The organism is Novosphingobium organovorum, assembly GCF_022832435.1.
GTDB lineage: Bacteria > Pseudomonadota > Alphaproteobacteria > Sphingomonadales > Sphingomonadaceae > Novosphingobium > Novosphingobium organovorum.
This window is the reverse complement of sequence record NZ_JALHLF010000136.1, coordinates 1-7,929: the sequence shown is the minus strand read 5'-3', so window position 1 is coordinate 7,929 and position 7,929 is coordinate 1. Positions and strand designations below refer to the sequence as shown.

Below are 7,929 nucleotides of genomic sequence, written 5' to 3'. Positions count from 1 at the left end.
GGCCACGCCTGCGGGCGCCGCGCCGGCGAGCAGCAGGCCCGCCAGTCGGCCGATCCGCGCAGCCCTGCGCGGTCGGCACATCATGCCGTTCATATCTCATTGTCTCCACGCGAATGTTCGATCAGCGCAGGGATGCGCTGGCGAAGCGTTCAGCCGCGTGGAGGACGAAGAAGCGTGGACGGGCCGATCCCGGCGATCACCGCCGCATAGGACATCGGCCAGAGCAGTCGCGCCAGGGGGCGCGGGGCACGGTCCAGAAAAGGGAGGGGCACGGCAATCCAGATCGATGCGGCATGGGCGGCCACGTGCACGGGAGCGTCGGGATCGAATTGTCCGGCGCCATGGTCATGTTCGAACTGGAAACCCTGCGCCGGGTGATCGTCGTGCGGGGTGGCGCCGTGCCAGCACGAAATCCCGCTGGCCAGGGTCACCGCCAGCAAGGCCAGCAGCGCGCACAGGAAAGAGGATCGGATCTGGCACAGGGTCACTACCGAAACGTAAGGTAATCGCGCCATCTGGTACAAGCCGGAATTTGCCCCGCTCGTACTCTGTTTTCGCTGAATTTAGCGGTCTGCGAAGCAGGATATGCGGTTTCGGGGCGATTCGCGCGCCGGTTTGAAATCCCGCTTCGCCGCCCCGGCTTGCAGAGCGCGGGGACTGGCGGCAAGAGGCGGTGCATGACTGAACCTGATGCCCTGGCCGCGGAGCGAACCCGGCTGCGCCTGACCTGCCGTCACCTTGCCGGGCACGGCCCGGTGCACCCGGCCGAACCGTTCGAGGCGATCGCCGCGTGGCTGCGCCGAAACGGTCCGCAGGGGGGCGGCCTGCAGGGCGGGGACGCGGACTGGCAGCCGGGCGTAGAGCCCGACTATTACGGCACCGGGCCGCTGGTCGAGGATTTCGAGGCCGAGGTCGCCGCGCTCTTCGCGCTGCCCGCCGCGCGCTTCATGCCCTCGGGCTGCATGGCCCAGCCGATCGCGCTGCGCATCTGGAGCGAGCGGGCGGGCAATCGGGGCATCGCGCTGCACCCGACCTCGCATCTCGAACTGCACGAACAGCACGCCTACCGCGAACTGCACGGGCTGCACGCGCATCTTCTGGGCGAGGCGCACCGTCCGACCACCTGTGCCGATCTTGCCGCGCTGATCGGACCCGATGGCGCGGCGGCGGGCACGGGGCTGGCGAGCCTGCTGGTCGAGCTTCCCGCGCGCGAGATCGGGGGCGAGCTTCCCGCCTGGGACGATCTGGTCGCACTGAGCGTGCTGTGCCGGACGAACGGCATCCGCCTCCACCTCGATGGTGCGCGGGTGTGGCAGGCGGCGCCCGCTTATGGGCGCAGTCTGGCGCAGATCGCGGCGCTGTTCGATTCGGTCTATGTCTCCTTCTACAAGGATGTGGGCGCGCTGGCGGGGGCCATGTTGCTCGGTCCGCGCGATTTCATCGACGCCGCCGCAGTCTGGCAAAGGCGCCAGGGCGGCACGCTGCATTCGGCGATGGGCAATATCGTCTCGGCGCGGCTCAATCTGGCGGCCAGCCTTGAGCGCATGGCGCCGCTGGCCGAACGCGCGCGCACGATAGCGGCGCTTTTCGCGCGGCACGCGGGCGTGTGCGTGACGCCCGACCCGCCGCACACCTCGATGTTCCACCTCACGCTCGATGGCGAGGAGGCGGCGCTGCTCGCCGCCCGCGACCGCGCCGCGCGCGAGACCGGCATCTGGCTGTTCAGCGCCTTGCGCCCGGTGGCCGATGGGGCGGCCTGGACGGTCGAGATCGCGCTCGGGCAATCCAGTCTTGCGCTGGGCGACGAGGAACTGGCACGGGCGATCGGCATGCTGTTCTGAAGCGCCGGTTTCGGGCCGCACCGTGCGCGCAGTAAGGCAGTAAGGCTGCGTTCAAGGTGATACAGTATATCCTGCGCGCACCTCGCCCCACTCGGGGCAGGGGGACCGCGCCGAAACGCGCCTGGCGGGCATTGCCGCGTGCCGGGCCGCTCTCCTTGCGGTTCCCGTTCGGACCTACAGGAGATGACATGCCGCCACGCCTTGCCGCACCGCGCCTCGGTTCCCTTTTCGCGTTCGCCAGGACCAGTGCGATCGCGTTGATCCTGGCGGCGGGTGGGGGGATCGGCGCCGCCGCAGGGCACGCCGCGCCCATGGCCGCGCCCACGGCTGCGCCCAATGCCGTTAGGCCGCAGGGCGAGGTCACCCGCGCCACGCTTGGCAACGGGCTGCGCGTGGTCATCGTGCGCAACCCGCTCGCGCCGGTGGTGACCACCGAGATGAACTATCTGGCCGGATCGAACGAGGTTCCCGCCGGTTTTCCCGGCACCGCGCACGCGGTCGAGCACATGATGTTCCGTGGCAGTCCCGGCCTTGGCAAGGACCAGATCGCGGCGCTCGCGGCGAACATGGGCGGGCAGTTCAACGCCGACACCACCGAGGACGTGACGCAATACTTCTTCACCGTGCCGGTGCAGGATCTCGATGTCGCGCTGCACATCCACGCGCTGCGCATGCGCGGGGTCGACATGAAGGAGGCGGAGTGGGACAAGGAGCGCGGCGCGATCGAGCAGGAAGTCGCGGGCGACCTGTCGAACCCCACTTTCACCTTCTACACCCGCCTTCGCGACACGCTCTTCGCGGGCACGCCCTACGCGCACACCCCGCTCGGCACGCGGCCCTCGTTCGACAAGACCAGTGCCGCCGATCTCAAGCGCTTCCACGATGCCTGGTACGCGCCCAACAACGCGATCCTGGTGATCGCCGGCGACGTCGATCCGCAAGCGACGCTGGCTGAAGTGCGCCGCCTGTTCGGCCCGATCGCGCCGCGCCGCCTGCCGCAGCGCCCCGCCTTCGCGCTGCGGCCGGTCACGGCGCAGACGATCCATCTGCCGACCGACGATCCCTACGGCCAGGTCCTGATTTCCTACCGTATGCCCAGCCTGCGCGCGAAGGACTACGCCACCGCGCTGGTGCTCTCGCAGGCGCTCGATTCCAAGCGCGGCGCGCTCTACGCGATGGGGCTCGACGGCGCGGCGCTCTACGGCGGCTTCTCCGCCGACTTCCTGCCCGAAGGCGGGCTGGCCTATGCGCAAGGGGTCTTCGCGCGCGGCGCCAAGCCCGATGCGGTTCTTGCCCGGATGCGCGCGATCCTTGCCAGGACCGCGCGCGAGGGGGTGTCGCCCGATCTGGTCGCCGCAGCCCGGAACCGCGCGATCGCCGATCTGGGCTACCAGAAGAACTCGGTCACCGGGCTCGCCAACGCCTGGTCGCAGGCGCTGGCCTTTGCCGGGGCCAGCTCGCCCGATGCCGTGCGCGCGCAGATCGCGGCGGTGACCCCGGCCGAGGTCAACGCGCTCGCCCGCCGGGTGTTTGACCCTGCGCAGGCGGTAACCGCGATCCTCAGCCCTGAGGATTCGGACAAGCCGGTCAGCGCCAAGGGGTTTGGCGGGGCGGAAAACTTCGCCGCGACGCCGAGCGGCCCGGTCACGCTGCCCGATTGGGCGAAGACCGCCTTCGCCGCGCTGCCCGCGCCGCAGTCCGCGCTCCACCCCAGCGATTTCACGCTGGCCAATGGCCTGCGCGTCATCGTCCAGCCCGAGACCGTGAGCGACACGGTGGAGGTGTTCGGCGCGATCGACACCAACCAGGACATGCAGGCCGCCAAGGGCAAGGAGGGCGTTGCCGACGTGCTCGATGATATGTTCGCCTTCGGCACCGGCCAGCACGATCGCATCGCCTTCCAGAGCGCGCTCGACGCGATCAGCGCGCACGAAAGCGCGGGCGCGCGCTTCTCGCTGGCGGTTCCCGCGGCCCATTTCGCGACCGGGATGCAGCTGCTGGCCGAGAACGAGCTCGATCCCGCGCTCGACCAGAAGGCCTTTTCGGTGATGCGCGATCAGGAGGCTGCGGCGGTGGCGGGCGAAGTCGCCTCGCCCGATTTCCGCGATCGTATCGGACTGGAACGGGCGCTGCTGCCCGCTGGCGATCCGGCGCTGCGCTACGCGACGCCGGGCTCGCTCGGCGGGCTGACGCTGGCCGACATCAAGGCGTACTACGAACGTGCCTACCGGCCCGACATGACGACGATCGTCATCGTCGGCAAGGTGAGCGCGCAAGAAGCGCGCGCGGTGGCCGAAAAGACCTTCGGCGCCTGGCGGGCGAGTGGGCCGAGGCCCGTGGTCGATTACCCGGCTGTTGCGGTCAACCGCGCGGGCGGCGATTTCGTCACCCCGGCGGCGAGCGCGGTTCAGGATTCGGTGACGATGGCGCAGCAGGTCGATCTCACCACCACCAGCCCCGATCGCTACGCACTCAACGCGGGCAATCTGGTGCTGAGCGGCGGGTTCTACTCGGCGCGGCTGGTGCGCGACCTGCGCGAGACGCGCGGGCTGGTCTACACGGTGGACAGCGGGCTCGACCTTGACACCAACCGCGGGCGGTTCTCGGTCTCGTTCGGCAGCGATCCCGACAAGGTCGGTGCGGCGCGGGCCATCGTGGTGCGCGATCTCACGGCGATGCAGCAGGCTCCGGTCAGCGCGCAGGAACTGCACCGCGCCAAGGGCATGCTGCTGCGCGAGCTGACGCTGGGCGAGGCGAGCTTCGGGGCGATCGGCCAGCAGCTGCTCCAGTTCGCCCAGGACGGCAAGCCGCTCGACAGCGATCTGGTCGCGGCGCGCCGCTACGCCGCGCTGACCGCGCCCGAGATCCAGGCGGCCTTTGCCCGCTACATCCGTCCCGACGCCTTCGTGACCGCGGTCAAGGGGCCCGCGCCGACCTCGTGAGCGGGGCAGGCGTGGACAGGCGGTGGCGATCAGGCGGGGGCGGGTTTGTCCAGCACCGCGAGGCTTTGCCAGAAGGCGGGGTGATCGGCGGTGTCGCTGCCGCTGGTGAACCGCGGCGGGGCGAAGCCGATCTGGCGCGCCCACAGCGTGATCCAGTCGCGATGGAGGAAGCTGTCGAGCACGCTTGACCAGCCGTTGACGGCGAAATTGGCGGTGCGGGTCTGGAACACCGTGTGGTGGGCCGGGTCCTCGAACTCGAGGAACGAGAAGATCAGCCGCCCGCCCGGTTTGAGCGCGCGGTGGATGTCCTGAAGGTAGAGAAAGCATTCCTCGGGATAGAGGTGGGTGAACACCGACCAGTGGAACACCATGTCGAGCGTGGCATCGGGCGCGGCGATCGCCAGCTTGCGCTGGACGATGGCGGTGAAGCCCGGACACTGCGCGCGCAGGTGATCGACCAGTTCGGGCAGGATGTCGGCCCCGGTGTAGCGTCCGCGCCAGCCGTCGCGCAGCAGCGCCTGGGCGGTGCGCCCGATGCCGCAGCCCAGATCGTAGACCGCCATGCCGTCGCTGAGGCCATGGTGGCGCAGCACGGCGACCTGGGCATCGCCCTGTGCGGCAAAATCCGCGCGGCTGGCCGCGCCGATCGCGCCCATCAGCGCGCGCTCGCGGTCCTGGGGATGCTTTCGTTTTTCGCGCGCGATGATCGTGCGGTAGGAATGGACGAAATGCCACCTGTTGGCGCGCATCAGCGCCTTTTCAATCCATCCCATCCGTGTCGCCTGTCCCTCTTGCCCGGTTCCGGCGCCGCTGCCGGAACAGGTAATCATAGGCAGAGGCGGGGCGTGATGGCCACAGGTTCGTTGGCGACAGGCTGGTGGTTCGATGCTGACATTCGAGCGCGCCGTGTCCGACAGGGGGGCGGCAGGGCTACTCGGGCATCAGCGCTTTGCCTTCGAACCGCGCGACGGCGTGGCGCACGACCTTGTCGAGCGCCTCTTGGGAAAAGAACCCGCCCGGTATCAGGCAGCGCTCGATCAGCACGCGGCGAAACGCGGCAAAGGTCTCGGGATCGGGGGGCACCGGATCGGACCAGAAGGCGTCGAGCCCGCCCTGATAGGTGATGTCCGCAATGTCGTAGACCGCATGGCCGAGGGCGACGACCGGGATGCCCTTGGCCAGCGCGAGCGTGCCGCTGGTGCTGTTGATCGTCACCGTGCCGCGCGCGCGTTCGGCGATCAGCGCGATGTCGCCCCAGGCCATGTAGTCGATCCGATCGGCAACGCCGAACAGCTGCGCCATGCTTCGGGTTTCCTCACGCCAGTCGCGCACGCCGTTGTCGAGCGGGTGCTCCTTGACCACCAGCCGGGTGTCGGCCGGGGCGTGCGCGGCGAAGGATTCGATCACCAGCCGCAGCGCGTCGGCCACCCCGGCAAAGGGGGAGTGCAGGCGGATCTGGGCGTCGGAATCGAGTTGCAGCGGGAACAGGAAGAACGCTTCCTCGCTGCCCTGCAACCGCTCGATCAGGGCGATCGCTTCCTTGCGGCGCGGTTTGGCGCGCAGCAGCTTGCGCAGCCAGCCGATCCCCTCGACCAGCGGATGCCAGGGGCGGTGGTTGGTCCAGTGCGGGTAGAACCGGCGCGAGAACACGTCGGCGATGTTGTAGGCCAGCCCCTCGCTGGCGCGGCGCGGAAAGGAGAAAGGCACCTGGCGGTGTTCGGGGACGGGCGGCAGGCGGGCGGCGGTCTCGCGGTACCAGCGCGGGTCGCGCGGGAGGCTCGAATGGCCGTTGACCCCGCCCAGTTCGAGCGTCACCCAGTCGGGCCGGATATAGCCTTCCTCGAACACGTGGACCGGGATGCCCATGTCGCGGCACACCGCGGTGGCGGCGAGGTGGTGCGCGCGGCAATCGCCGAACAGCGCGACGTCGGTGATGCCCTTTTCGCGCAGGATCGTGCGCAACGTCTCGGGCCAGTCCTCGAGCGAACCGGTATATTCGATGCCGCCCGGCAGGCGCCAGAACAGCCGGTCGCCGCCGTTGAAATTGACCTTGTAGACCTTGTGGCCCTGCCGGATCAGCTCCTGTCCAAGGCGCCGGAAGAGCGGGCCCATGAGGCTCTGGAGCAGCAGGACACAGCGCTTTTCGGATACGGCGGTCAGGCGCGGGCGGACGGGCGCGCCGTGCATCGGGGCGTTCATGCGCGCGCGTACCGCACGGCGTGCGGGCGTCGTGGAGCGGGGTGGTCGGTCAAGCGGTGTATCAGGTTCATGTGTCCCCTGCGTAGTTTCGGGCCGGCGCGCTGCCAAGCCTCTCCCGAACGTGCGGCCGTTTTTTCCGCCCGTGACAAAAGCGGGTGCAGGACCGGGTGAATCGGGGCGCGGTTGCCTACAGGTCTGGCGCAAGGCGATGGTGTCCATGCGGTGCGCACCATGCTAGCCCGCGATATTGCNTTTTCCGCCCGTGACAAAAGCGGGTGCAGGACCGGGTGAATCGGGGCGCGGTTGCCTACAGGTCTGGCGCAAGGCGATGGTGTCCATGCGGTGCGCACCATGCTAGCCCGCGATATTGCAGCCGGATTTCCGGTGTGAAATTCGGCAACTATTCTGAGCACAGTATACATTCGACAATGATCATTCTTTCTCTTCTGGTCGGGGTGCTGGGCGCTGCGGCGCTGGTTGACGGGCTCGTGCGGCCGCGCGGAGTGCGCAAGGGCTGGGGGCTCTGGCTCGGCGCGCTGGTCTGGCTGAGCGCCTTCGGGGCGTTTCTGGCGCTCAGCGGCAATCCGCAGGTGGCCGCGGCGCTCGCGCTCGCCATGCAGGCCGTACTGGCGCTGGCGTCCAACGCCAAGCGCGCGGTGCTGGGCGAGCCGCTGCTGTTTTCCGACCTCGCGCTGATCGGGGCGCTGTTTCGCCATCCCCAATTCTACTTCTCGGCGCTCAAGGCCTGGCAGAAGCGCGCGGCGGGGATCGTTGCGCTGGCCTTGCTGGCGGGGCTGGTGCTGCTCTTCGTGCCCGCGCCCGCGCCGCATCTGGCCGGACTGGGGCTGGCGCTGGGCGGCGTGCTGGTGCTGGCGGGCAGCCTGCGCCTCGCGTTGGCACGCGGTCTGGCCGCACGGCCCGACGCCGAGGCCGACCTTGCCCGACTG

5 protein-coding genes and 1 pseudogene are annotated in these 7,929 nt (G+C 69.3%); 3 read left to right on the top strand and 3 right to left on the bottom strand.

From position 1 onward, the window contains the following. Positions 1–149 precede the first annotated feature (149 nt). The gene (locus MTR62_RS18830; RefSeq protein WP_244023842.1) at positions 150–515 is read right to left on the bottom strand and encodes a hypothetical protein; all 366 of its coding nucleotides are present in this window, start codon (positions 513–515) and stop codon (positions 150–152) included. 162 nt (positions 516–677) lie between these two features. On the opposite strand from MTR62_RS18830, the gene MTR62_RS18825 reads away from it, so the two are divergent. Together MTR62_RS18825 and MTR62_RS18820 are read left to right on the top strand one after the other, a co-directional pair. Continuing rightward, the gene (locus MTR62_RS18825) at positions 678–1,841 is read left to right on the top strand and encodes a threonine aldolase family protein (RefSeq protein ID WP_244023840.1); all 1,164 of its coding nucleotides are present in this window, start codon (positions 678–680) and stop codon (positions 1,839–1,841) included. Between the two features lie 188 nt (positions 1,842–2,029). After that, positions 2,030–4,783 (top strand): M16 family metallopeptidase, encoded by a 2,754-nt coding sequence (locus tag MTR62_RS18820; RefSeq protein ID WP_244023838.1) that lies wholly within the window; start codon positions 2,030–2,032, stop codon positions 4,781–4,783. Positions 4,784–4,812: 29 nt separating this feature from the next. On the opposite strand, the gene MTR62_RS18815 is transcribed toward MTR62_RS18820, so the two are convergent. Beyond that, entirely contained in the window at positions 4,813–5,556 is a 744-nt protein-coding gene (locus tag MTR62_RS18815) for a class I SAM-dependent methyltransferase (RefSeq protein ID WP_244023836.1), read from the bottom strand. A 157-nt stretch (positions 5,557–5,713) separates the two neighbouring features. Further along, positions 5,714–6,982 (bottom strand): capsule biosynthesis protein, encoded by a 1,269-nt coding sequence (locus MTR62_RS18810; RefSeq protein ID WP_244023833.1) that lies wholly within the window; start codon positions 6,980–6,982, stop codon positions 5,714–5,716. Between the two features lie 428 nt (positions 6,983–7,410). Between MTR62_RS18810 and MTR62_RS18805 the strand changes: the two are divergent. Continuing rightward, positions 7,411–7,929 (top strand): annotated as a pseudogene (locus tag MTR62_RS18805) (LTA synthase family protein); the annotation flags it as partial.

What these genes read in the sequence shown, in the direction of transcription:
- MTR62_RS18820 (WP_244023838.1), top strand. Translation starts at nt 2,030, where the DNA reads ATGCCGCCACGCCTTGCCGCACCGCGCCTCGGTTCCCTTTTCGCGTTC.
- MTR62_RS18825 (WP_244023840.1), top strand. Translation starts at nt 678, where the DNA reads ATGACTGAACCTGATGCCCTGGCCGCGGAGCGAACCCGGCTGCGCCTG.
- MTR62_RS18810 (WP_244023833.1), bottom strand. Translation starts at nt 6,982, where the DNA reads ATGAACGCCCCGATGCACGGCGCGCCCGTCCGCCCGCGCCTGACCGCC.
- MTR62_RS18815 (WP_244023836.1), bottom strand. Translation starts at nt 5,556, where the DNA reads ATGGGATGGATTGAAAAGGCGCTGATGCGCGCCAACAGGTGGCATTTC.
- MTR62_RS18830 (WP_244023842.1), bottom strand. Translation starts at nt 515, where the DNA reads ATGGCGCGATTACCTTACGTTTCGGTAGTGACCCTGTGCCAGATCCGA.